The sequence below is a fragment of the Xenorhabdus doucetiae genome (genome assembly GCF_000968195.1).
GTDB classification, from domain to species: domain Bacteria; phylum Pseudomonadota; class Gammaproteobacteria; order Enterobacterales; family Enterobacteriaceae; genus Xenorhabdus; species Xenorhabdus doucetiae.
The window spans coordinates 2260058-2282039 of sequence record NZ_FO704550.1 but is presented as its reverse complement, the minus strand read 5'-3'; the positions used below and the strand labels follow the sequence as shown (position 1 = coordinate 2282039).

The following is a 21982-nucleotide window of genomic DNA, read 5'->3' as shown; positions in this document are numbered from 1 at the left end:
AAACTTGCTTTATTTGGTGAATACAACAATACCTGCCGCTGCATCGGCAGGTATCCATATGAAGGTCATGATATTATTCTTGTTCGCGAGGCAGATGACGGTAGATATATACCACACTCAATACCGTAAAGACCAGTGTCAATGCCGTTAACCCGAACACTTTAAAGTTTACCCAAATATCCTGAGGTAGCCAGAAAGCGACATAAATATTTGCCAACGCACAGGCAATAAAGAAGATGGCCCAAGCCATGTTCAGTTTATTCCAGACAAAATCCGGTAACACTAATTCCTTGCCTAGCATCCGTTGAATCAGGGGTTTTTTCATCACCCATTGGCTGATAAGCAGAACCAGAGCAAAAATGGCATAAATGACAGTGACTTTCCATTTAATAAATAAATCACTATGGAAGGCCAGCGTCAGCGTGCCAAAAACAGCAACCATAACAAAGGTAATTAAGGAGGATTTCTCAACTTTACGATAAATGAGGTAAGTGATGACAACAGCTAACCCGGTTGCTGCAATCAATGCGCCGGATGCATAGAAAATGTCATACATTTTGTAGACGACAAAGAAAATGACTAGCGGCAAAAAGTCTAAAAGTTGTTTCATAAGTTGAATCCATTGTGAAGTCAATGATGGCATGTTTCTGAATTTGTGCCAGAGTGTATCAGATCTTAATGAAATGGTTTATTTATCAGGTAAAAAACATTTTCACAAAAGGACATAAAAGCCATGTTGTGGGAAAGATTACATCGCTGGATGCCAGGCTTGGGGAATATCTGTCATTATCGTAGAGATTATTTTAGCCATGATATGCGGGCGGGACTCTCTGTTGCCGCGGTCGCACTGCCTGTTGCGATTGCTTATGCCGAATTAATGGGAATTAGCGCCATTATTGGCTTATATGCCTGTATTTTACCCATGTTCGCTTATGCGCTGTTCGGTACTTCGCGGCAGTTGATCGTTGGACCCGATGCAGCAACCTGTGCTGTGATTGCTGCGGTTGTGACACCGCTGGCATTGGGAAATGAACATGTTCGCTGGCAGCTTGCTATTATTATGACCCTAATGACCGGGTTTTGGTGTATTTTGGCCAGCCATTTTCGACTGGGCGCTTTCGCTGATTTTCTATCCCGCCCCATTTTGAAAGGCTTCATTAATGGTGTTGCAATTACCATTATGGCGGATCAGTTGGCTAAAGTTTTTGGGTTGTCTGGTTTGCCTGCGGAATTGATTGAACGATTAATTGCACTTCCCCATACGTTATTAGCATCTCATTGGCCAACGGTGGGGATGTCAGTGATAACGTTGCTGGTGCTGCTTAGTATACACTTCCTCCGCCCAAGTTGGCCTGCACCGCTGGTGGCAATGATCGTATCGACTTATCTCAGTTGGCAATTTGAACTCAGCCAATATGGTATCCAGATTGTGGGGAGTATGGGGAACGGTTTGCCCATTGTGCCAATGCCTGAATTTGAATTTGGTATCATCCGTGATTTAGTCGTTCCTTCCATTAATTTAGCGGTGATCAGCTTCGTCAGCTTTATGATGACTGCCCGTAGCTTTGCCAGTAAAAATGGCTATCAAGTTGATGCCGATTTAGAACTCAGGGCATTGGGAATTGCCAATATCGCGGCGTCATTATCACAAGGCTTTGCTGTCAGTGCTGCCGGCAGCCGTACCGCAGTCAATGATGCACAGGGTGGTAAAACGCAAATGGTGTCTGTGATTGCGGGTTGCACCATCTTGCTGGTTTTGCTGTTTATGACAGAATTTCTGGTCTATATCCCGCTGTCATCACTGGGTATTGTCTTAATTTTTTCCGCATGGTCTTTATTGGGTTTGAAGAATCTTTGGGCTTATCGAAAACGTAACCGGCAGGCTTTTATCCTGTCAATGTTCACCTTAATCGCCGTCTTGCTGGTGGGCGTGATCGATGGTATCGGTTTTGCTGTTTTGTTGGGGCTATTGCAATTTTTGCGGGTCGTTTTCCGGCCTTCGGATCAATTGCTGGGTGTGAATGATCAAGGCATGGTGCGTTCCATCCATCAACACAATGATATCAAACCCGCGGATGGCATTATGATGTATCGCTTTAACTCCCCCCTCACCTATTTTAACGTCGGGTATTTCAAAAGGCGGGTCTTACAGCATGTGAACAATGCTGCAATTAGCCCGGTCTGGTTAGTTGTCGATGCGACAGTCAGTTTTACTTACGATGATGTCAGTGTTTTTGCCGTGCTGGATGAGTTAATCACAGAATTAAAAAAGAGAGGTGTGACATTAGTCTTGGCGGGGCGCAGAACAGAACTGAATCGCTGGATTAAACAAAACAAACTGAGTCGCAGCGATGAAGATTTGATTGTGGTGCCGGATCTCTATTTTGCCATTCGTTTAATTCAAAGTAAGCAGCAAGTTGAGGAAAGACAGGAAGGGTAATTGCCGTTCATCTCGCCGCCTATGCAGCGAGGTGAACTCTTGAGGGATGTTTATTGCATACCGTTTGCGGTTTTATTTTGTGGTCTGGCCAACATATACAAGCGGAATAGATAAATCAGCAACAAAGATGATAGTAGGTTGTCCAGCACGGACAGCAACATATCCGGCATTTTTGCCAGCACCAGAACCAGTATTAGCTTGGCGGCCAGCCATAACAGCATAGCCGGGATTAACAAGCGCATATTATTGAATGCCAGCTTCCAGCTACTCTGCATGGCGGCGAAAATGCTTTTGCCTTTTTCGAACAAAAAAACAGGAGCCAGAGCAAATGCAATAGAAAAGAGTATCCCTGGTAAGATCATTAACGCGTAACCAATTTGAACCAACAGGGTACAGATAGACATTAACAAAAACATTTTAGGCAATCGCGTTACTGATGATATGCAGGCATGAATCGCATTAGTTTGCTGACCGCCAGAGATGGCATTGATGAGTACCAATATACTGGCTGCCAGCAAGGCATTACCAAAGACGTTGATAAAGAAAATCCCAAACACTGTGTGTACTAACATTGATATCTCATCTGGCGTTAATTGCCCCACAAAACGTTGGATTCCGGTATTGCCTGACTCTCTGACGATATTTTGCATCTCGGCCAATAAATTGAGTTGTTCATCGTTCGGCATGAATACATGCCCTAGCAGGGTTGTTACCAACGCGGCCAAAACAGAGAGGATGACAATATTCAACAGTTGATGCTTTAAAAAGTTGATGCTGTCACGATACAGGGTATTTGCCGTGATGGGCATGAAAATGGCTCCTATCAAATAAAACAACACAAATAGAACAACAATAGCACGCAATTGTACCTTGTCTGACGGATTGTTGGATACCTAAGATTTACTTCTGCACCTGATCCTGCATTCTGAGACCGGCAGGGAGTAAAAAAATCTTGCCTAAAAGCCCTGATGGTGGATTTTATAAAAATGAATAGTTCATTAATTTTATGTTAATAAACTGATAATGGATGGGAGTGTTAAATAAAATTTATTAGCATAGGATTGCTATTATTACTTGTCGTTAGTCATTCAAAATTTGACATCAGAATATAAATCATGGTTGGCAGTAAAATTAATACACAGCGAATTTTGACTTGGATCAATTTAAAATATCCAGCAAATGGAATAATAAAAGAGTAAATACCTTACTTTGCCAAAAATCTTTAAAAGATGTGATCTGTCTTAGATCACAACAGTAAACAAACGGGTATATTTCTGACTGTTCTAAAACCACATAAATGGGATGGATAATGAAAAAGATTTCTGCGCTTGTATTGGCTGCTGCGACGTTAGCACCGTCATTGACTTTTGCTCATGAAGCGGGTGATTTCCTGTTCCGTGCAGGTACCGCAACGGTAAGGCCACATGCTGGTTCTGATAATGTATTGGGATTGGGATCTTTCGATGTCAATAATAATACTCAGCTAGGTTTAACTTTTGGTTACATGATCACCGACAATATTGGTGTTGAATTATTGGCGGCGACACCATTCCAACATAAAGTCAGTTTGCCGGGCGCGGGTGAAGTTGCTGAAGTTAAACATTTACCACCAACGCTCATGGCACAATATTATTTTGGTGCTACTGAAAATAATTTACGGCCTTATGTTGGTATTGGTGTTAATTACACAACATTCTTTAGTGAAAAATTTAATAATAATGCAACGGTAAAGTCTGCTAATTTAAATAGCTTGGATCTGAAAGATTCTTGGGGAATAGCGGGGCAGGTTGGTCTGGATTATAAACTGGATAAAAACTGGATGCTGAGTACTTCACTTTGGTGGATGAATATTGAAACGGATGTGAAATTTAAAGCCGGTGATGAAGATAAAAAATATAAAACCCGTCTTGATCCGTGGGTCTTTATGTTTGGTGTGGGTTATAGTTTCTGATATATCGTTTCTAACAGAAAGCGACGTGTGTTTGACTGTGACATAAGAGAGAACCAATGGGGCGTGACTGCCCCATTTTTGTTTTTTTTGTATAAGACCACAATGGGATCATCATTGCGTGGCGTTTTTCATGGCACGCACAAAATCGGTTAATCTTTCCAGCATGATTTGCGGTTGATGCAGGTTATCTTCAATGATTTTGACGATGGCTGAACCTGAAATTGCACCCGCAGCACCGCTATTGAGAGCGGTCATGACCTGTTCAGGTTCTGAAATGCCAAAACCTTGCAGGGCAGGGGCTGCGTGATACTCTTTGAGTTTATTGACAAGATGATTCAATGGCTGTTTGGCGCGATTTTCGCTACCGGTCACTCCCGCCCTTGACAGCAGATACGTATATCCACGCCCAAATGAAGCGATTTCGCGCAGTAAATCATCATCTGCATTGGGAGGACAAATAAAGATCGGCGCAATATCATGCTTTATGGCGGCGGAACGGAAAGGTGATGACTCGGATAACGGCACATCAGCGATAAGCACAGAGTCAACACCGGCATTTTGGCAGCGACGGTAAAAATCATCAATGCCATTGTGAAAGACCAGATTAGCGTACACTAACAGGCCAATCGGTGTATCAGGATGTTTAGCCCGAATTTTAGTCAGCAAATCAAAACATAATGTGGGCGTCACCTTCGATGATAACGCACGCAGGTTGGCATTTTGGATCGTTGGGCCATCGGCAAGGGGATCGGAGAATGGAATACCCAATTCAAGCGCATCGGCACCCCCGGCAATTAAGCTATCAATAATGTCCAACGACAGTTCAGGGTGAGGATCGCCGAGCGTAACAAAAGGAACAAAAGCGCCTTGATGTTGGTTTTGCAGCTTCGAAAACAGGTGTTCGTAACGTTCCATCAGATTTCTCCCCTGGATTTTAAAATATCGTGAACGGTAAAGATGTCTTTGTCACCACGGCCAGATAAATTGACGATTAATAATTGCTCTTTGTCCGGCGCCTGACGGATCATTTTCAAAGCGTAAGCCAATGCATGAGAGGATTCCAAGGCAGGAATAATGCCTTCATGGCGGGAAAGTGCTTGGAAGGCGTCCAGCGCTTCATCGTCAGTGATTGAAACATAATCGGCTCTGCCGATATTATTTAAATGAGCGTGTTGAGGACCAACAGAAGGAAAATCCAGACCCGCCGAAATAGAATACGATTCTTCAATCTGGCCGTCTTCTGTCTGCATAATTGGCGCTTTCATGCCAAAGTAAATGCCTAATTTTCCGTGTTTCAATGGCGCACCATGTTCTCCCGTCTCAATGCCATGCCCCGCCGGTTCAACACCGATCAGACGAACACTATTTTCTGGAATAAATTCCGCAAACAAACCGATGGCATTTGAGCCACCCCCAATACAGGCGATAACGGCGTCGGGCAGACGGCCTTCTTTTTCCAGAATTTGCGCTTTGGCTTCTTCCCCAATCATGCGCTGGAATTCCCGTACCATTGTCGGATAGGGGTGGGGGCCGGCCGCGGTTCCCAATAAGTAATGGGCTTTTTCATAACACCCGGACCAGTCGCGCATGGCTTCGTTACACGCATCTTTCAAGGTTGCTGAACCGCTGTGGACGGGGATCACTTCAGCCCCCATCAAACGCATGCGGAAGACATTGGGTGATTGGCGTTCAATATCTTTTGCTCCCATATAAATACGGCATTTCAGCCCCAACAAGGCACAAGCCAGCGCGGTGGCCACACCGTGTTGACCCGCACCGGTTTCAGCAATGATCTCGTTCTTTCCCATGCGTTTTGCCAACAAGGCTTGCCCTAAAACCTGATTGGTTTTATGGGCACCCCCGTGGAGCAAATCTTCACGTTTCAGGTACAGGCGGGTTTTTGTCCCTTTAGTCAGGTTTTGGCACAGCGTTAAGGCAGTCGGTCTGCCGGCATAATTTTTTAAGAGATCCTGAAAAGTACGCTGAAATTCAGGATCACTCTGTGCATCAATAAAGGCGTCTTCTAACTGGTTAAGTGCCGGGATCAAAATTTGTGGAACGAATTGTCCACCAAAATCGCCAAAATAAGGATTCAATTTACTCATATTCTACTCATCCATTCTGTCTGAAAAACTTGTCTGAAAAATTAGTGATAACAGCGTAGTTGTTGAAAGACCTGTTTGAGCTTTTGGCTGCTTTTGATGCCGGGAGAGACTTCAACGCCGGAATTAAAATCCAGTCCATAACAACCAAGTGTTGCCGCTTGTTGGCAATTTTCAGCATTCAGGCCACCAGCCAAAAGGCTGTTATGTTGAATTTGTGGATTGATTAACTGCCAGTCAAACGGTTTTCCCGTTCCTCCTGAACCGTTATCCAGCAATAAGTGATCCACATTAGGAAGGTCAGAAAATTTCGTGGCTCTGGACATATCAATGGCTTGCCAAATTTCACAATGTTCAGGTAATACGGAACGCAGGGCGTTGATGTAATTTTCATCTTCATGCCCATGCAGTTGAACGGCGGTGAGTGAAAGGGCTTGGGCGGTATCCCGGACAAAATCGAGGGATTGATTCTGAAATACGCCAACGTATTGCAGAGAGGCTTCATTAATGATCTGTTGGGCTTTTTGCAGGCTGATCCTGCGCGGTGATTTTTCGGCAAAAATTAAACCGCCGTAAACGGCGCCCATCTGCAACGCCGCTTTGGCATCTTGTGGACGAGTCAGGCCGCAAACTTTATTATTCCCCAAAATCAGACGACGCAGAGCGAGGTTTAAATTTTGTTGTGCCATCAAAGCGCTGCCAATAAGAAAACCATTGGCAAATTGGCTTAATTCCCGCACTTGGCGATGCTGCTGAATGCCGGATTCGCTGATAACGATAGTGCCTTCGGGCAAACCCACTGACAGTTTGCGCGTGCGTTCCAAATCAATGGACAAATCACGTAAATCCCGATTATTGATACCGATAACTTTTGCTCCCAGTGCTATCGCCCGTTGCCGCTCATCTTCATTGCTGACTTCGGTAAGAACACCCATCTCAAGGCTATGCGCCAGTGATGACAGTTCGCGATACGTATCATCGTCGAGGACGGAAAGCATTAATAAAATGGCATCGGCTTGATAATAACGCGCGAGATAAACCTGATAGGCATCAATAATAAAATCTTTGCACAGAACAGGCTGGTGTACGGCAGAACTGACCATCGCGAGAAAATCATAACTGCCCTGAAAGTATTTTTCATCGGTCAGGACAGAGATGGCGGCAGCATAAGGTTGATAAGTTTTAGCAATGCGAACCGGATCGAAATTTTCACGAATGACCCCTTTTGACGGGGACGCTTTTTTGCATTCTAAAATAAACACCGTTTGCTTGTGGGTTAACGCCTGATAAAAACGGCGGTGGCTGGGAACAATAGTATCAATAAAACTCGCCAGCGGTTGCTCTGCCTTACGAGTGATCAGATACGTCGCCTTATCATCAACAATTTTTTGTAATACGCTGGGTTTCATGATTGGGTCCTTGCTGCCAAAGCGGTGACTTTTTCATAAGCCTGACCGCTGTCAATAGTATTGAGTGCCAATTGAGTGTTTTCCCGTAGATTTTCTTGCCCGTGCATTTTCATCAACAGAGCCACGTTGGCGGCGACGGCATGGGCATGGGCTTGGTTACCGTGACCTTGCAATAACATCGCCAACATATTGCGATTTTCTTCCGGTGTTCCGCCTTTCAGTGAAGAGATGGGGTGGTTCGGTAAACCAAAATCGGTTGCCGTTAACTGATATTGGCTAATTTCACCCTGATTAAGTTCTGCAACCAAGGTGGGGGCGTGTAAGGCAACTTCATCCATGCCACCGCTGTGTACCACAGCGGCACGCTGATAACCCAAGGCTTGTAAAGTATGGGCGATAGGCTTAACTAAGTCAGGGCTATAGACCCCAATCAGTGACACCGCAGGGCGGGCTGGATTGATCAATGGGCCAAGTACATTAAATAAGGTTCGCGTTTTTAATTGCTGGCGAACCTGCACTGCGTGCCGGAATCCACTGTGATATTGCGGGGCAAACAGAAAACAGACACCAATATCATCCAGGGCCCGGCGTGATGCTTCCGCTTGGGCATCCAAGGCAATGCCGAATGCGGCTAATAAATCAGATGATCCGGATCGGCTGGAAATACTGCGGTTGCCATGTTTAGCCACTTTAAGGCCACAGGCAGCAGCAACAAAAGCGCTGGCTGTTGAAATATTGATGCTATTTGTGCCATCCCCACCAGTGCCGACAATATCACAAAATGGGTAATCAGGACGTGGGAAGGGCGCGGCGTTCGCCAAGAACGCTTGGGCGGCACCGGCAATTTCTTGCGGCTGTTCACCCCGCAGTTTCAGGCTAATTAATACCGCGGCTAATTGTGCATCGCTCAATTCCCCTTGGATCACGGCGGTGAATAGCTGCTGGCTTTCTTGTTGGGTCAGTGGCTGGGCACTGAATAATTTGTCAAAAATCAACTGCATTTTGCTATTCCTTTAAATTCACATGATTAGCTCAAAGCCCATGTCAGTGTTTGTTCAAGCAGTTTGGCGCCCCGTGTCGTCAAAATAGATTCGGGGTGGAACTGAAATCCACAGACTTTGTGTTCATCATGGCGCACCGCCATTACGGTATCACCACATGATGCCGAGATTGTCAGCGTGGCAGGAATGTCCATCGCCGTAAGGGAATGATAACGAGCGACCGGCAAAGGATTTGGCAGGCCGGAAAACATTCTTTTTCCATCATGGATAGCCGGCGTCGCTCTGCCATGCAGGATCTCTTGGGCGGCAGCGATTTTTCCTCCATAAGATTCAACAATCGCTTGATGCCCAAGACAGATGCCGATGATCGGCATCTGGCCTGTGACTTGTTTGATCAATGCAGGCATACAGCCAGCCTCTGAGGGTTTTCCCGGACCAGGGGATAACATTACAAGCGGTGATTCCATTTCGCTCAGCTTGGCAGTAATGATGTTTACCGGCACGGTATTACGGTAAATAACGACGTGGTGGCCATGAGTGCGCAATTGATCCACGAGGTTATAAGTGAACGAATCGATGTTATCGAGCAGGAGAATATTAGCCATTAGAATGTTACCTCCACATGATGGGATTGGGCTATTGCGCGGATCACGGCTCTGGCTTTGTTGTAAGTTTCATCGACTTCTGACTGGGGAACGGAGTCCAAGACCACACCAGCACCGACCTGAACTGTCGCTTGACCGTTTTCCACATAAGCAGAACGGATCACAATGCAGGTATCAAAATCTCCCTTGCCAGAGAAGTAGCCGACGGCTCCGCCGTAGCTGCCACGCCGTTCGCCCTCATATTCTGCGATAAGCTGCATCGCCCGAACTTTAGGTGCCCCTGTCAGGGTGCCCATATTCATGCAGGCTTGATAGGCGTGAAAAATATCCAAGTCATGGCGAAGTGTACCGACAACACGGGAAACCAGATGCATAACAAATGAATAGCGATCGACTTTGGTTAAATCGGCAACATATCGACTGCCCGGTTCACAGATACGCGCCAAATCGTTGCGGGCCAGATCAACCAGCATCACGTGTTCAGACATTTCCTTGGCATCTGTTCGCATTTCCAACTCAATTCGGCTATCGAGATCGGCGTCCAATTCCCCATTGTCATTTCGCCCGCGCGGTCGGGTCCCGGCTATCGGATAGATTTCAATCTGGCGGTTACTGGCATCGTATTTAAGCGCGCTTTCCGGTGAAGCACCAAACAGACAAAAATCCTGATCTTGCATAAAAAACATATAGGGGCTTGGATTTTGTTGCTTCAAAGCATGGTAAGCGTTCAGTGGTGAAGGGCATGGCAAGGTGAAGCGACGTGATGGCACCACCTGAAAAATATCGCCTTGACGGATAGATTGCTGTAGTTTCCGCACGATATTGGCGTATTGCTCATCACTTTGATTGTAATCAATTGTGACGTCGGGCAATGTGGCCGATGAGAGTGGCGGAAGGGGATCTGAAATAGCTGAGGCTAAGGTGGCTAAACGTTCCTTAAGGCGTTCTCTTTCTGAATCGGCTGTGCCAAATAATGTCGTTTGCAGACGTGAATGTTCGTTCCGATGGTCGATCACCAATAGCGTTTCGGCGAGATAAAAACAGAAATCGGGGCAGCTTTGGTGATTTTTTACGGTGGGTAATTGTTCAAATCCGGCGACTAAATCATAAGCAAACAGTCCACCTACAAAAATGGCATCAGGCGATGTCGAGAAGGATGCCAATGCTGCCAGTGCACGCAAGGCGTCAAAAATGGAATCAGATTTTAACCGACTGTCTTCGTCCAGATTATGCTCAACAGCAGGAAATTGTGCTCGCATAACTTGCGATTCTTCAACTAATTGGGCTTTGCCTGAAAGTAATTTAGCGAGCATAGGGATCAGGTTCTGGCCATTTTCGGTGAGCGCTTCAAAAGTCACTTGATACCCGTTGGCGGTAATGCGCATGGCACTATCGATGACCAAAATGCTTTTGAGATTCTTTTTACTGTGAATTTCAGCCGATTCCAGCAATAACGTTGCCGGGCGATCACGGCAAAGTTGATGAAAAAGTAGTGTTGGATCTGTCAGATAGCGAGTATTTATCTGATTTATAGTGATATTGAATTCTTTGTCAGTCATCTTCATAATCCCGTTTTTAATTTTATCCGCAAACTTTACGTTATGAAAAACCGTTATAAAAAAACCCGCCTCTTTGGGCGGGTTTTGGCACTTGCGTATCTGCATTTATGTGCGTGAGCCAACCGCCCGGAATGGGAAGTTGTGCCACCAACGACTGACTTGTAGAGTTTGCATAAATACGCGCATTTTTGAGTGCCCTGCCTGTTCAATGTTTTTTTGATGAAGGATGTTTTAGTTAACCCTTGTACTAGTAAACTGGATCACCATTCACTTGTCAATGATTTTTTATGTCTTATGTCTGTAGCAATGAAATAAGGTGAGAGTTATTATCGCCACTTTGTGCTTAAAACAGGTAAGAAACAATGACTACTGAAGCCGCCAGTGAAATGACAAAACGCTATGATCTGCATAGCCATACGACAGCTTCAGATGGCGTTTTATCACCTGAGCAACTCGTGGATAGAGCTATTGCTATGGGCGTTGATGTGTTAGCAATTACCGACCATGATACGACGGCAGGTATTCCACCTGCCTTAAACCACATTCAGCAAAATAATTTGCCGTTGACGTTGGTATCCGGCGTTGAAATTTCGACATTATGGCAAAATCTGGAAATTCATATCGTTGGTTTAGATATTGATATCAATGCTATCTCCTTAAGAAAGCTTTTGGCTAATCAGGTTGATTTAAGAAAACAGCGTGGCATTGAAATTGGGCGTCGACTAGCCAAAGCAGGGATACCTGACGCTTGGGAAGGGGCATCTCAATTAGCTAATGGTGGGCAAGTCACTCGCGGCCATTTTGCCCGTTATCTGATAGAAGCCGGCATTGAACCCACGATCCAGAAAGTGTTCAAAAAATATCTGGCAAAGGGAAAAATCGGTTATGTCCCTCCGCAATGGTGTACAATTGAGCAGGCGATTGAAACCATTCACCAAGCAGGAGGTCAGGCGGTCATTGCCCATCCGGGCAGATATGATTTGTCAATGAAATGGCTAAAACGATTAATAGCTTGGTTTACACAACATGGCGGTGATGCAATGGAAGTTGCACAGTGCCAGCAAGCCCCTAATGAGAGACAGCAACTGGGTCAATTGGCAAGAGAATATGGGCTGAAAGTATCATTAGGATCGGATTTTCACCAACCTTGTTCATGGATAGAACTTGGACGTAATTTGTGGTTACCCGGTGATGTTGTACCGATATGGCACGATTGGTCACGGATTGGGACTGCATAGAAGTATAGAGGTTTATGTTATGAGTCAGTTTTTTTATATCCACCCTGACAATCCACAAGCCCGTCTTATCGACCAGAGTGTGGAGGCACTGAAAAAGGGCGGAGTTGTCATCTATCCTACGGATTCAGGTTATGCCATCGGTTGTTGCCTTGAAAATAAGGAGGCGATGACCCGTATATGTCGTATTCGTCAATTGGAAGGACGCCATAATTTTACCTTGATGTGTCGTGATTTGTCTGAAATTGCCACTTATGCCCATGTGGATAATCAGGCGTTCAGGTTGATTAAAAATAATACGCCGGGCAATTACACCTTTATTTTACAGGCGACAAAAGAAGTTCCGCGTCGCTTAATGAATGAAAAACGCAAAACCATCGGCTTGCGTGTTCCTTCCAATCCTATCGCGTTGGCACTATTGGAAAAGATGAGTGAACCACTGATGTCATGTAGCTTGATTCTACCCGGCAATGATTTTGCGGAGTCTGATCCTGAAGAGATTAAGGATACCTTGGGTAAACAAGTTGATTTAATTATTCACGGTGGTTATCTTGGGCAGCAACCGACGACGGTAGTGGATTTAACCGGGGATTCACCCGCCATTCTTCGCGAAGGCGAAGGGGATGTAACCCCGTTTTTATAAAGTAGTCGATTTAATTTTTATTTAATATCACGACGCCTGTGAAGGCGACAGTAGAGGTTGCTCAATGAGCGATAAAACAGAAAAGTTACAAAAAGTTCTCGCGCGTTCTGGTCATGGTTCCCGTCGCGAAATCGAAGGGTATATCCAACAAGGACGTATTAGCGTTGATGGTAAGATCGCAACGTTGGGTGATCGAATCGAAGTTAAGCCCTCAATTAAAGTTCGTTTGGATGGACGAGTCTTAAATATCAAGGAACCACAGAAAACAGTTTGCCGTGTTTTGGCTTATTACAAACCGGAAGGTGAATTGTGTACCCGCCACGATCCTGAAGGTCGTCCGACGGTGTTTGATCGTCTGCCCAAAATGCAAGGCGCACGCTGGGTTGCGGTAGGGCGTTTGGATATCAATACCAGCGGGTTATTACTGTTTACGACCGACGGGGAATTGGCTAACCGTTTGATGCACCCAAGCCAGGAAGTTGAACGTGAGTATGCGGTTCGTGTGTTTGGTGAAGTGGATAGTGCAAAACTTCGTCAATTAACGCAAGGTGTACAACTGGAAGATGGTCCGGCTTCATTTAAAACTATCGCGTTTAAAGGTGGGGAAGGTATCAACCAATGGTACAACGTCACGTTGACAGAAGGTCGTAACCGCGAAGTCAGACGGTTATGGGAAGCGGTTGGTGTGCAGGTTAGCCGTCTGATCCGGGTGCGTTATGGCGATATTGATCTGCCGAAAGGTCTGCCGCGTGGTGGCTGGACTGAGTTGGGGTTGGAACAGACTAACTATTTACGTCAGTTGGTAGGTTTGGGTGAAGAGATGGTGACCAAGGTTGCTGTTGGACGTGATCAACGTCGCGTCAAGGCTAACCAGATCCGTCGTGCAGTAAAACGACATGCCCAGGTTGCATCCCGCCCGGCGGGGAAACGCCCTGCAAGTAGTTCTCGTCAGAATGCCGGGAAGAAGACGACAGCTAAAGGTCGTTAACACGCTTAAGCCGCTGTTTCAGTCTGTATCAGCATTGATGCTAATCAATATTGAAACAGCGGATTCATTTACCAATCAACGCCTTTTTATGCCATCCTTGAGTATTATTCAGCAGGCCCCGCTTTGCGACCGGGTTGGGCATCAAAACTGATGCCGGAATCATTTCGGCTGTCATCTCCCATCACATAAAGATAGATTGGCATAATATCCGCGGGGGTCTTTAACTTAGCCGGGTTTTCATCAGGAAAGGCACTGGCTCGCATATTGGTGCGTGTTCCACCCGGATTGATGCAGTTAATGCGCAGGGAAGTGTCCCGATATTCTTGTGCCAAAACCTGCATTAAGCCTTCTGTGGCAAATTTGGAAACCGCATAGACTCCCCAACCGCTTCTACCTTCGCGGCCGACACTGGAACTGGTAAATACCAAAGAGCCGCGGGTGGATTTCAATAATAGAGGGAGTAATGCCTGAGTCAGCATAAAAGTGGCATTGACATTCACTTGCATCACGTCATGCCAAAGCTGAACGGGTTGTTCTACGATTTGGGCAACAACGCCAAGCAGCCCGGCGTTGTGCAAAACACCATCCAGATGTGGATAACGCTGCGCCAGAGCATCAGCGAAAGTTTGGCACTCTTCTGCGGTGACCGTCAGCAGATCCATTGTATAAATATCAGCAGGTAAACCGCCCTCATTTTCAATTTGCTGCCTGACGGCTTCCAGTTTTGCGGTAGTACGTCCCAGCAAAATAACCTGTGCGCCGTAACGGGCATAAGTCAGTGCAGCTTCACGCCCAATGCCGTCGCCGGCACCGGTCACTAAAATAATTTTTTGTTGCAGCAGATTACTATTGGGTTGGTAATCAAACATCGGACAATTTTCCTGTATTGCTTGTGAATCTATAATTTGCCAGTTCGGGATGGCACATGCAGGTTATCATCAGAACAAAACTTAAAGTTTCCGTCAAATTTGCCCTCATTGGTAAAAAATCAGCAAAAGAGTCACTTTCTAATTGGAACAGGGTTAAGCAAACTGTTAGAGCAAGGCCTTCGGTTTTTAGTTAGAATGAAAAATATTGTTCATCATAAATTAATAAAGGTGGCTCTGTGGAATATTTATCTCTATACGGATTGTTCTTAGCCAAAGTGCTTACGGTAATCTTGGCAATCGCCGTTCTGGCAGTTGTTTGTATCGGATTAGGTGTACGTAAAACCATGCAAAAAGGGGAATTGAAGCTGACTAATCTTGGTGAGTCATACAAGGAAAGGCAGCGTCAGATGCAGCAAGCACGAATGAGTGAAACAGAACAAAAAATTTGGCAAAAGACATTAAAAAAGCAGCAAAAAAATGATGCCAAACAGAAAAAAGCGGAAGCCAAAGCTGGGCAGAAAGCCTTACAGAAGCCGAATCTTTATGTTTTGGATTTTAAAGGCAGTATGGATGCTCATGAGGTGGAATCTCTTCGCGAAGAGATCAGTGCCGTACTCGCTGTGGCAGACAAAAACGATGAAGTTTTACTGCGCCTGGAAAGCCCTGGTGGCGTGGTTCATGGATATGGGCTGGCGGCATCTCAATTGACCCGTTTGCGGCAGAAAGGGATACGCTTGACGATTGCGGTGGATAAAGTCGCGGCAAGCGGGGGTTACATGATGGCTTGTGTGGCGGATCGTATTATTGCTGCACCGTTTGCAATTATTGGTTCCATTGGTGTTGTGGCGCAATTGCCAAATATTCATCGGTTGTTAAAGAAAAACGATATTGATGTGGAACTGCATACGGCTGGTGAGTACAAACGTACCTTGACTGTTCTGGGCGAAAATACTGAACAGGGACGCAAAAAATTTCAGGAAGATCTGAACGAAACGCATAAATTATTCAAATCATTTATCCATCAACATCGCCCAACTTTGGATGTGGAAAAAGTCGCTACGGGTGAATATTGGTACGGCACACAGGCAAAAGAAAGTGGGCTGATTGATGATTTAGGTGTCAGTGATGATTTTCTGATTGAAAAAATTGAACACTGTGAAGTTATTGGCGTTAGCTATTCTCGCCGTAAACGTGTTATAGAGCGTTTTATGGGAGGCGCGATGGAGAGCGTTGACAAATTGTTTATGCGTTGGTGGCAAAGAGGAGAAAAACCTTTGCTGTAACGGAAAAATGAGTTATTGCAACCATCGCAGATAATATACGGATAACAGGTAATATGCGGGTAATTAATAGAGGCGATTTTGTCATATCCTTTATTATTACCCGCATAGTTATTGATAATTTACCCATCAGGCCGGAGGGGATGTTTTTCAGTCTACCAAATGATATTTTTCGGATAATATATGTGCTAAATGTTTAAACATATTAAACACAGCGGTGCTTTTTGCGGTAGGCAATCCGTCCCCATCCAGAAAAAACTCGCCTTGAAACACGAATACCCTACCTTTTTGTTCTACACTCTTTGCGTACATTCCCGGTATAAAATCTTCGTGCGCCTTAATGATTTCATTTGCTTTTTTCAGTAACTGATCTCGCTTAATAGGCATGGTTTCAGTTTTCATTTATCGTGCTCCTTCAAGAAATAAGTTGTTGCGCATCGTTTTTTATCAGGTAGAGTGTGGGCTTTTCGTCATGCAGATGGAAGATTTTGTTTACAACTGTTAAATCATACAATTGCATGGCCTATGTAGGTATATAAAATACCCTAAATATTTCAAAGGGTTTTGCGCTTAAGCAAAAGCACAAGATAAAAATTAGTTGATATCTTGCAAATCTATCGCAATATAAAAAGAGGTTTTATTTTATATATCGCAACATAACGCCGTGATTTTCGCCATCTGAAAAGAAGATAATTAGGTAAAGGTAACTATGGCTAAAGCTCTTGTTATAGTGGAGTCCCCGGCAAAAGCCAAAACAATCAATAAATATCTGGGGAATGACTACGTTGTAAAATCCAGTGTGGGTCATATCCGTGATTTGCCGACGAGTGGAACAGTGAGTCAAAAGAGTTCAAGCTCATCTACCGATAAGAATAAAAAGAAAGTCAAAAAAGATGAGAAAACGGCGCTGATAAACCGTATGGGTATCGATCCCTATCATGGTTGGGAAGCGAACTATCAAATTTTGCCCGGCAAAGAAAAAGTGGTTTCAGAGCTGAAAACGCTGGCTGAAAAAGCGCATCACATCTACCTTGCAACGGACCTTGACCGTGAAGGAGAGGCGATTGCATGGCACCTGCGGGAAGTGATTGGTGGCGATGATTCCCGTTTCAGCCGGGTGGTATTCAATGAAATTACCAAAAATGCCATCACACAAGCTTTTGATAATCCCGGTGAATTAAATATTGACCGTGTGAATGCTCAACAAGCGCGCCGTTTTATGGATCGCGTGGTGGGTTATATGGTTTCACCGCTACTGTGGAAAAAAGTGGCCAGAGGGTTATCCGCAGGGCGGGTTCAATCTGTCGCTGTTCGTCTTGTGGTTGAACGGGAACGTGAAATCAAGGCATTTGTGCCGGAGGAATATTGGCAACTGCATGCGGATTTAATGGCTAAGGGTGAGATTGCTCTCCATATGGAAGTCACCCATCAGAAGGGAAAACCATTTAAGCCCGTCAATGCTCAGCAAACACAATCAGCACTCTCTCTGCTTGAAAAAGCGAGATACAACGTGATTGAGCGTGAAGATCGCCCGACATCCAGTAAACCAAGTGCGCCGTTTATTACCTCAACCTTACAGCAAGCCGCCAGTACACGGCTTGGGTTTGGGGTCAAAAAAACCATGATGATGGCGCAACGTCTATATGAAGCCGGGCATATCACTTATATGCGTACTGACTCAACGAACTTAAGCCAGGATGCGTTGGAAATGGTACGCGGTTATATCAGCAACCATTTTGGTGACAACTACTTGCCGAAAAGTGCTAATGTGTACAGCAGTAAGGAAAATTCGCAGGAAGCCCATGAGGCGATCCGGCCTTCTGATGTCGATGTCATGGCAGAAGCGTTGAAAGACATGGAAGCGGATGCACAAAAATTGTATCAGCTTATCTGGCGTCAATTTATCGCTTGTCAGATGACACCTGCGAAATATGATTCCACAACACTGACCGTTCAAGCCGGTGATTTTGAATTACGTGCCAAAGGCCGTACTCTGCGTTTTGATGGTTGGACAAAAGTGATGCCGGCTTTGCGCAAAGGGGATGAAGACCATACGTTGCCGGCCATTGAAGTGGGAACTGAGCTTGATTTGCAACAGTTACTGCCAAGCCAGCACTTTACTAAACCGCCCGCGCGTTTCAGTGAAGCCTCCTTGGTCAGGGAGTTGGAAAAACGCGGGATTGGCCGTCCATCGACTTATGCATCAATTATCTCAACCATTCAGGAACGAGGGTATGTTCGCGTTGAAAACCGTCGGTTCTATGCGGAGAAAATGGGTGAAATCGTCAATGATCGTTTGGAAGAAAATTTCAATGAATTGATGAGTTATAATTTCACGGCAAGAATGGAAGACCAGCTCGATCATGTCGCCAATAATGAGGCGAATTGGAAAGGGGTCTTGGACGAGTTTTTCTCCAATTTCAGCGAACAGCTTGATGTTGCTAGTAAAGAGCCAGATGAAGGCGGAATGCGCCCGAATCCGATGGTGATTACATCGATTGAATGTCCGACTTGTCGCCGTCCAATGGGCATTCGTACTGCAACAACAGGCGTATTTCTGGGTTGCTCTGGTTACGCGTTGTCACCTAAAGAGCGATGCAAGCAGACCATTAACCTTATCCCAGAAAATGAAATTCTGAATATTCTGGAAGGCGATGACGCTGAAACCAATGCCTTACGCGCTCGTCCTCGTTGTAAAAAGTGTGGTACAGCGATGGACAGTTATTTGATTGATAACCAGCGTAAATTGCATGTATGCGGTAATAACCCAGCGTGTGATGGTTATGAAGTTGAAGAAGGTGAATTCCGTATCAAGGGCTATGATGGTCCGATAGTTGAGTGTGATAAGTGTGGTTCAGAAATGCACCTGAAAATGGGGCGTTTTGGTAAATACATGGGCTGTACAAACGAAGAGTGCAAGAATACCCGTAAGATTTTGCGGAGTGGAGAAGTAGCGCCACCGAAAGAAGATCCGGTTCCGTTACCTGAACTGGCCTGTGAAAAATCGGACGCCTATTTTGTCTTGCGTGATGGTGCAGCAGGGGTATTTTTAGCAGCCAACACTTTCCCTAAGTCTCGCGAAACGCGTGCACCACTGGTTGAAGAGCTTGTTCGGTTTAAAAAACGCTTACCGGAAAAATTGCGTTACTTGGCGGAAGCACCTGTTGCTGATCCTGAAGGAAATAAAACCGTTGTCCGTTTTAGCCGAAAAACTAAACAGCAATATGTTTCTTCGGAGAAAAATGGCAAATCTACCGGATGGACCGCATTTTTTGTTGAAGGGGCTTGGGTTGTGAAAGAAAAGTAATCGATCTGATGATGAATTTGTGTATTATATCCTCACTTATTGGGTATAATTCATAGAAATATATTTAGAGAGATATTTCTTTTTTTGTGAGAAATGTAACTTTTCTTTCTAAAAAGTCAGTCCTGAGGGCTGGCTTTTTTTGTATTTTAATAAAAGTAACACACAATATATCTGCAACAGGCGCTTGATAATAGTTACTCAACCTAATTATTTGTTATATAAATATATAGCAAGTGTTATAGTGGTTATATACTGACAAATATATATTCTATATAGTTATAAGCGGGTAACCATTAGCAATATAGAAATTAATTAAACTACAAAACATTCATACATTTGATTATTAGGGACAGTGCTGATATGAAACTACAGCAATTGCGTTATATTGTAGAGGTGGTTAATCACAATCTAAATGTATCTTCTACAGCAGAAGGGTTGTATACCTCTCAACCGGGGATCAGCAAACAGGTCAGGATGCTCGAAGATGAATTGGGGATTCAGATATTTGCTCGCAGTGGTAAACATTTGACGCACGTGACTCCGGCTGGTGAAGAAATTGTCCGTATTTCACGTGAGGTTTTGTCAAAAATTGATTCAATTCGTTCTGTTGCCAGTGAACACACCTATCCCGATCGGGGTTCTTTATATATAGCGACTACCCATACGCAAGCAAGATATGCTTTACCTCCTATTATTAAGGGATTTATTGCACGTTATCCCAATGTATCACTGCACATGCATCAAGGCTCCCCAACGCAAATTGCGGAAGAGGTATGCAAAGGAAACAGTGACTTTGCGATAGCAACGGAAGCGCTTCACCTTTATAGCGACCTGATTATGTTGCCTTGTTATCATTGGAACCGTTCTGTTGTAGTGACAAAAGATCATCCACTTGCGAATAGACAGAACGTGACGATTGAAGAATTGGCAGAATATCCGATTGTCACCTATACCTTTGGTTTTACCGGACGCTCTGAGTTGGATGTGGCTTTTGATCGGGCGGGTTTGAAACCTAAAATTGTCTTCACCGCAACAGATGCGGATGTGATTAAGACTTATGTGCGGTTGGGACTAGGGGTTGGTGTGATTGCCAGTATGGCGGTAGAACCTGTGCAGGACAGCGATCTCGTGCGTATTGATATGCGTGATAAATTTGGTTACAGCACAACCAAGATTGGCTTTCGACGCAGTAGTTTCCTGCGCAGTTATATGTACGATTTTATTTGGCGTTTTGCTCCACATTTGACGCGTGATGTTGTGGATAAAGCCATTGCATTGCGTTCCAATGAAGAAATCGAAGAAATGTTCAAAGATATTGATTTACCGATAGTATAAAAAATAGTTTAAAGAATGGATTAAACATGAACCCCTCTCCTTATTTTTAAGGAGGGGGGTTCTTTTTATCTTCATCTTTGTCCCGCTTCCATAGAGTCACTTTCCTGTGCCTATATTGTGTATTTTCATGTAGTTAGCTAATTTTTTATCGTCAGCCCTGTTACTTTCGCTCAAAGCTGTACAAACGCCACATTGATCAGCAAGGCTTCTAAAGCCAGTTTAGTTTCATCACCGCTTAAAATTTTTGTGACACCGTAACAATGAACAGCCGTGTAATCCCAGGTAGGTACGGCATTTTCAGATTCGTACCAGATAGGGAGATATATAATTAAATACAAACGGAATATGTGTACCCGTCAAAGAAGAGGAGATTTATGCTTCTTTTGGAAGCGTCGCCTTAAATTCACCATTGAAAAAACTATCTGAATCTTCTATCGAAGTTTTTTGGTTTTTAAGCATGAAATTATCGAAAGCTGTTTTGACATCTTGATCTTCTAACGCCTGATAATGAAATAAGGAAACACAAGAGGAGTAAGTGAATCCAACATTAATATTTTCATTAGAGGCGCAGTTCGACGTCACTTCTGAGTTGGTTCTGTCAAAATCTATTTTATACAGTTTCATTTTAGGAACATACATGACGTGATCTTCAATGCCAACCGCTTCAATAACACTGGCCAAGGTGAGAGTGGAATAATGATTACCATTTCGCTTCAATCCCAGTCTGATGGCATCACCTTGTTTTTGCAGGAAATCGGAAAAATTTTTCAAGCTGGGGGAGTTTGCATTTAAAATAATATCCATAATGAGTTGGAGTAAATTTGTTGCAATCGAAATACCTTTCATTTCATGCTGATAAGTTTGACTTTCGATATTCATAACGCTCATCAGTGGCAGTTTTGCCATGATATCTCCCCAAAATTGAATGTCAGTCTTATATTCTTGGCCGTGAATATGGGTATATTGGCTGATGTAGCCAGCCGCTATTGAAGAAAGTGCTATCTGTATTTTTTTAATTTCATTCATTTTCTGTATTACAGAGGCTTTGTCGACAATATTTGAGGTAATAATAAATTGAACAAGACCGTCAGTATCGCTAAGTCGATAGTCCGACAAAGAAAATTTAGGGTTAATCCCCGTCGAAAAGAACTGATCTGCTTGCTGTATGTGGCTTACGTAATGTTGGTACTCTCTATTTTTTTCTGTATCCATAACTTAATCTCTCCAATCTCTAATAAACTCATTAAATATTCTGAAT

General features: G+C 44.3%; 20 protein-coding genes and 1 other annotated feature. Of the genes, 8 read left to right on the top strand and 12 right to left on the bottom strand.

The window, feature by feature from the left end:
- Positions 1-73 precede the first annotated feature (73 nt).
- A complete protein-coding gene (locus XDD1_RS10260; RefSeq protein ID WP_045970922.1) occupies positions 74-610 on the bottom strand; it encodes a septation protein A in 537 nt (178 codons plus the stop codon).
- A 123-nt stretch (positions 611-733) separates the two neighbouring features.
- Between XDD1_RS10260 and XDD1_RS10255 the strand changes: the two genes are divergently transcribed.
- Positions 734-2440: a SulP family inorganic anion transporter gene (locus XDD1_RS10255; RefSeq protein ID WP_045970920.1), complete on the top strand. Its 1707-nt coding sequence runs from the start codon at positions 734-736 to the stop codon at positions 2438-2440.
- A gap of 50 nt (positions 2441-2490) precedes the next feature.
- Here XDD1_RS10255 and XDD1_RS10250 read toward each other — a convergent pair whose 3' ends face one another.
- On the bottom strand, positions 2491-3249 hold the full coding sequence (locus XDD1_RS10250) for a YciC family protein (protein WP_045970918.1): 759 nt from the start codon (positions 3247-3249) through the stop codon (positions 2491-2493).
- 500 nt (positions 3250-3749) lie between these two features.
- Between XDD1_RS10250 and ompW the strand changes: the two genes are divergently transcribed.
- Entirely contained in the window at positions 3750-4391 is a 642-nt protein-coding gene (gene ompW, locus XDD1_RS10245) for an outer membrane protein OmpW (protein ID WP_045970917.1), read from the top strand.
- 111 nt (positions 4392-4502) lie between these two features.
- On the opposite strand, the gene trpA is transcribed toward ompW, so the two are convergent.
- The 6 genes from trpA to XDD1_RS10215 are packed head-to-tail and all read right to left on the bottom strand — an operon-like array spanning position 4503 to position 11067.
- Positions 4503-5306 carry a tryptophan synthase subunit alpha gene (gene trpA, locus XDD1_RS10240; RefSeq protein ID WP_045970915.1) on the bottom strand — a complete coding sequence of 268 codons (804 nt, stop codon included), beginning with the start codon at positions 5304-5306 and terminating at the stop codon, positions 4503-4505.
- Positions 5306-6496 (bottom strand): tryptophan synthase subunit beta, encoded by a 1191-nt coding sequence (gene trpB, locus XDD1_RS10235; protein WP_045970912.1) that lies wholly within the window; start codon positions 6494-6496, stop codon positions 5306-5308. Before trpB ends, trpA begins: the two co-directional genes overlap by 1 nt.
- Positions 6497-6537: 41 nt before the next feature.
- Entirely contained in the window at positions 6538-7902 is a 1365-nt protein-coding gene (trpCF, locus tag XDD1_RS10230; protein ID WP_045970910.1) for a bifunctional indole-3-glycerol-phosphate synthase TrpC/phosphoribosylanthranilate isomerase TrpF, read from the bottom strand.
- Positions 7899-8903: an anthranilate phosphoribosyltransferase gene (gene trpD, locus XDD1_RS10225; protein WP_045970907.1), complete on the bottom strand. Its 1005-nt coding sequence runs from the start codon at positions 8901-8903 to the stop codon at positions 7899-7901. The genes trpCF and trpD overlap by 4 nt, the downstream gene beginning before the upstream one ends.
- Positions 8904-8929: 26 nt before the next feature.
- Positions 8930-9508 (bottom strand): glutamine amidotransferase-related protein, encoded by a 579-nt coding sequence (locus XDD1_RS10220; protein WP_045970905.1) that lies wholly within the window; start codon positions 9506-9508, stop codon positions 8930-8932.
- Complete coding sequence (locus tag XDD1_RS10215) at positions 9508-11067, bottom strand: anthranilate synthase component 1 (protein ID WP_045973481.1); 1560 nt, start codon at positions 11065-11067, stop codon at positions 9508-9510. The genes XDD1_RS10220 and XDD1_RS10215 overlap by 1 nt, the downstream gene beginning before the upstream one ends.
- 55 nt (positions 11068-11122) lie before the next feature.
- Positions 11123-11223: a sequence feature (Trp leader region), on the bottom strand.
- A 206-nt stretch (positions 11224-11429) separates the two neighbouring features.
- Here XDD1_RS10215 and rnm point away from each other — a divergent pair.
- The 3 genes from rnm to rluB all read left to right on the top strand — a co-directional run bounded on the left by rnm (position 11430) and on the right by rluB (position 13933).
- Positions 11430-12305: an RNase RNM gene (gene rnm / locus XDD1_RS10210; protein WP_045970903.1), complete on the top strand. Its 876-nt coding sequence runs from the start codon at positions 11430-11432 to the stop codon at positions 12303-12305.
- Positions 12306-12324: 19 nt separating this feature from the next.
- Positions 12325-12945: an L-threonylcarbamoyladenylate synthase gene (locus tag XDD1_RS10205; protein ID WP_045970901.1), complete on the top strand. Its 621-nt coding sequence runs from the start codon at positions 12325-12327 to the stop codon at positions 12943-12945.
- Positions 12946-13009: 64 nt separating this feature from the next.
- Positions 13010-13933 (top strand): 23S rRNA pseudouridine(2605) synthase RluB, encoded by a 924-nt coding sequence (gene rluB, locus XDD1_RS10200; RefSeq protein ID WP_045970899.1) that lies wholly within the window; start codon positions 13010-13012, stop codon positions 13931-13933.
- Positions 13934-14037: 104 nt separating this feature from the next.
- On the opposite strand, the gene XDD1_RS10195 is transcribed toward rluB, so the two are convergent.
- Positions 14038-14802 (bottom strand): YciK family oxidoreductase, encoded by a 765-nt coding sequence (locus XDD1_RS10195; protein WP_045970898.1) that lies wholly within the window; start codon positions 14800-14802, stop codon positions 14038-14040.
- Positions 14803-15038: 236 nt separating this feature from the next.
- Here XDD1_RS10195 and sohB point away from each other — a divergent pair, with 236 nt between their 5' ends.
- Positions 15039-16085, top strand: coding sequence for a protease SohB (sohB, locus tag XDD1_RS10190; RefSeq protein ID WP_045970890.1), 1047 nt, complete (start codon positions 15039-15041; stop codon positions 16083-16085).
- A 147-nt stretch (positions 16086-16232) separates the two neighbouring features.
- On the opposite strand, the gene XDD1_RS10185 is transcribed toward sohB, so the two are convergent.
- Positions 16233-16484, bottom strand: a complete 252-nt coding sequence (locus XDD1_RS10185; RefSeq protein ID WP_045970888.1) for a YciN family protein — start codon at positions 16482-16484, stop codon at positions 16233-16235.
- A 307-nt stretch (positions 16485-16791) separates the two neighbouring features.
- Between XDD1_RS10185 and topA the strand changes: the two genes are divergently transcribed.
- Together topA and cysB are read left to right on the top strand one after the other, a co-directional pair.
- Complete coding sequence (gene topA, locus XDD1_RS10180) at positions 16792-19389, top strand: type I DNA topoisomerase (protein ID WP_045970886.1); 2598 nt, start codon at positions 16792-16794, stop codon at positions 19387-19389.
- Between the two features lie 360 nt (positions 19390-19749).
- Positions 19750-20724, top strand: coding sequence for an HTH-type transcriptional regulator CysB (cysB, locus tag XDD1_RS10175; protein WP_045970884.1), 975 nt, complete (start codon positions 19750-19752; stop codon positions 20722-20724).
- Between the two features lie 170 nt (positions 20725-20894).
- Here cysB and XDD1_RS20390 read toward each other — a convergent pair whose 3' ends face one another.
- Positions 20895-21062: an FMN-binding negative transcriptional regulator gene (locus XDD1_RS20390; RefSeq protein ID WP_197540985.1), complete on the bottom strand. Its 168-nt coding sequence runs from the start codon at positions 21060-21062 to the stop codon at positions 20895-20897.
- A 34-nt stretch (positions 21063-21096) separates the two neighbouring features.
- Positions 21097-21936, bottom strand: a complete 840-nt coding sequence (locus XDD1_RS10170) for a hypothetical protein (RefSeq protein WP_045970882.1) — start codon at positions 21934-21936, stop codon at positions 21097-21099.
- Positions 21937-21982: the final 46 nt, after the last annotated feature.

What these genes read in the sequence shown, in the direction of transcription:
- XDD1_RS10250 (WP_045970918.1), bottom strand. Translation starts at nt 3,249, where the DNA reads ATGCCCATCACGGCAAATACCCTGTATCGTGACAGCATCAACTTTTTA.
- XDD1_RS10170 (WP_045970882.1), bottom strand. Translation starts at nt 21,936, where the DNA reads ATGGATACAGAAAAAAATAGAGAGTACCAACATTACGTAAGCCACATA.
- trpA (WP_045970915.1), bottom strand. Translation starts at nt 5,306, where the DNA reads ATGGAACGTTACGAACACCTGTTTTCGAAGCTGCAAAACCAACATCAA.
- cysB (WP_045970884.1), top strand. Translation starts at nt 19,750, where the DNA reads ATGAAACTACAGCAATTGCGTTATATTGTAGAGGTGGTTAATCACAAT.
- XDD1_RS10215 (WP_045973481.1), bottom strand. Translation starts at nt 11,067, where the DNA reads ATGACTGACAAAGAATTCAATATCACTATAAATCAGATAAATACTCGC.
- XDD1_RS10205 (WP_045970901.1), top strand. Translation starts at nt 12,325, where the DNA reads ATGAGTCAGTTTTTTTATATCCACCCTGACAATCCACAAGCCCGTCTT.
- XDD1_RS10185 (WP_045970888.1), bottom strand. Translation starts at nt 16,484, where the DNA reads ATGAAAACTGAAACCATGCCTATTAAGCGAGATCAGTTACTGAAAAAA.
- XDD1_RS10255 (WP_045970920.1), top strand. Translation starts at nt 734, where the DNA reads ATGTTGTGGGAAAGATTACATCGCTGGATGCCAGGCTTGGGGAATATC.
- rnm (WP_045970903.1), top strand. Translation starts at nt 11,430, where the DNA reads ATGACTACTGAAGCCGCCAGTGAAATGACAAAACGCTATGATCTGCAT.
- trpD (WP_045970907.1), bottom strand. Translation starts at nt 8,903, where the DNA reads ATGCAGTTGATTTTTGACAAATTATTCAGTGCCCAGCCACTGACCCAA.
- topA (WP_045970886.1), top strand. Translation starts at nt 16,792, where the DNA reads ATGGCTAAAGCTCTTGTTATAGTGGAGTCCCCGGCAAAAGCCAAAACA.
- ompW (WP_045970917.1), top strand. Translation starts at nt 3,750, where the DNA reads ATGAAAAAGATTTCTGCGCTTGTATTGGCTGCTGCGACGTTAGCACCG.
- XDD1_RS10220 (WP_045970905.1), bottom strand. Translation starts at nt 9,508, where the DNA reads ATGGCTAATATTCTCCTGCTCGATAACATCGATTCGTTCACTTATAAC.
- XDD1_RS10195 (WP_045970898.1), bottom strand. Translation starts at nt 14,802, where the DNA reads ATGTTTGATTACCAACCCAATAGTAATCTGCTGCAACAAAAAATTATT.
- trpCF (WP_045970910.1), bottom strand. Translation starts at nt 7,902, where the DNA reads ATGAAACCCAGCGTATTACAAAAAATTGTTGATGATAAGGCGACGTAT.
- XDD1_RS10260 (WP_045970922.1), bottom strand. Translation starts at nt 610, where the DNA reads ATGAAACAACTTTTAGACTTTTTGCCGCTAGTCATTTTCTTTGTCGTC.
- trpB (WP_045970912.1), bottom strand. Translation starts at nt 6,496, where the DNA reads ATGAGTAAATTGAATCCTTATTTTGGCGATTTTGGTGGACAATTCGTT.
- rluB (WP_045970899.1), top strand. Translation starts at nt 13,010, where the DNA reads ATGAGCGATAAAACAGAAAAGTTACAAAAAGTTCTCGCGCGTTCTGGT.